We start from the raw sequence: 1247 nt of genomic DNA on the forward strand, positions 1-1247 counted from the left end.
CGGTGCCGTACACCTTCGCCGGTCAACTGCTGCGGGTCCGCCTGACCGCACAATCTGTGACGATCTTCGATGGCGACCAGGTCGTCTGCGTGCACCCCCGGCGCCATGGTCGTAAGGGCCAGTACTCCACGGTGCTCGCGCACGCCCCGAGAGAGCATCAGGGCATCGATGGTCTGTGGTCGAGGCAGTGGTTCACCGACCGTGCCCGCGGGTTCGGTCCTGCCACCGAGAAGGTGATCGCCCAGATCCTGGACCGTCACGTGATCGAGGCCCAGGGCTACCTGGACTGCCAGAACATCCTCGAGACCCTGGGCAAGCGCAGTCGGCAGCGGCTCGAGGCTGCCTGCCAAGTGCTGCTCAACCAGAACGGCGCCGGGAGCTACAGCGTGCTCAAACGCGTCATGGCCACCATCGACTCCGACGGCAAGGCGCCCCGGCCCGTGGTGCCGGCGGCGGCCACACGAAAGCCCCCACCCCCGGCCGGAACCCGAGACGACGGCGCGATTCAAGTCCGCTCGGCCGATCACTACTCGCGCGGCCGCAGCGGGGAGGGCGTGTGATGTTCACCGAGATCGATCATCAGAAGTTCCGCAATCTGCGCATCACCCACGTAGCGACCCGGTTCGAGGAGCTCATCAGCGATGAGGCCAATGACGAGCTCACCCCGGAGCAGATCTTCCTCACCGCCGTCGACGACGCCCTGGACCAGCGCCAAGCCCACCGGATCGACAAGCTCATCCGCGCCGCCAAGTTCCCCATCCCGCAGGCCTCGATCGCCGAGATCAACTACCAGGACGGACGCGGGATCACCCCGGTGCGGATGAAACGCTACGCCGGACACCACTGGAGGCAAGACCCCACCAACCTGCTGATCCTCTCACCGACCGGCGGCGGAAAAACCTACCTGGCCTGCGCGATCGGGATCGCCGCCTGCCAGAACGGGCACACCGTCACCTACGCCCGCATGGACGAACTCGCCCGGCGGCTGGTCATCGCCCGCGGCGACGGGATCCGCCACCAGAAAATGCTCAATGACCTCTCGGACGTGGAGCTGCTGATCATCGACGACTTCCTCACCGTGGGCATCGATCCCGAGGCCGCCAACGATTTGTTCGCCGTCCTGGCCAACCGGGAGCACAGGTTGCCGACGATGATCGCTTCACAGTCCCGGCCGGCGTACTGGCTCGAAGCCCTGCCCGACCGGGTCGCCGCTGACTCCATCGTCAACCGGCTGGCCAACAACGCCC

General features: G+C 66.6%; 2 protein-coding genes. Both read left to right on the forward strand.

Going from position 1 to position 1247, the window contains the following annotated elements; translation table 11 throughout:
* Positions 1–560 (forward strand): Mu transposase domain-containing protein (locus G6028_RS04280; protein ID WP_422110518.1); only part of this gene is annotated, 560 nt, incomplete at its 5' end.
* A partial coding sequence (locus tag G6028_RS04285) for an ATP-binding protein (protein WP_182658150.1) occupies positions 560–1247 on the forward strand: 688 nt, incomplete at its 3' end. The genes G6028_RS04280 and G6028_RS04285, both read left to right, overlap by 1 nt.

It is taken from the genome of Dietzia cercidiphylli (genome assembly GCF_014145145.1).
Lineage (GTDB): Bacteria > Actinomycetota > Actinomycetes > Mycobacteriales > Mycobacteriaceae > Dietzia > Dietzia natronolimnaea.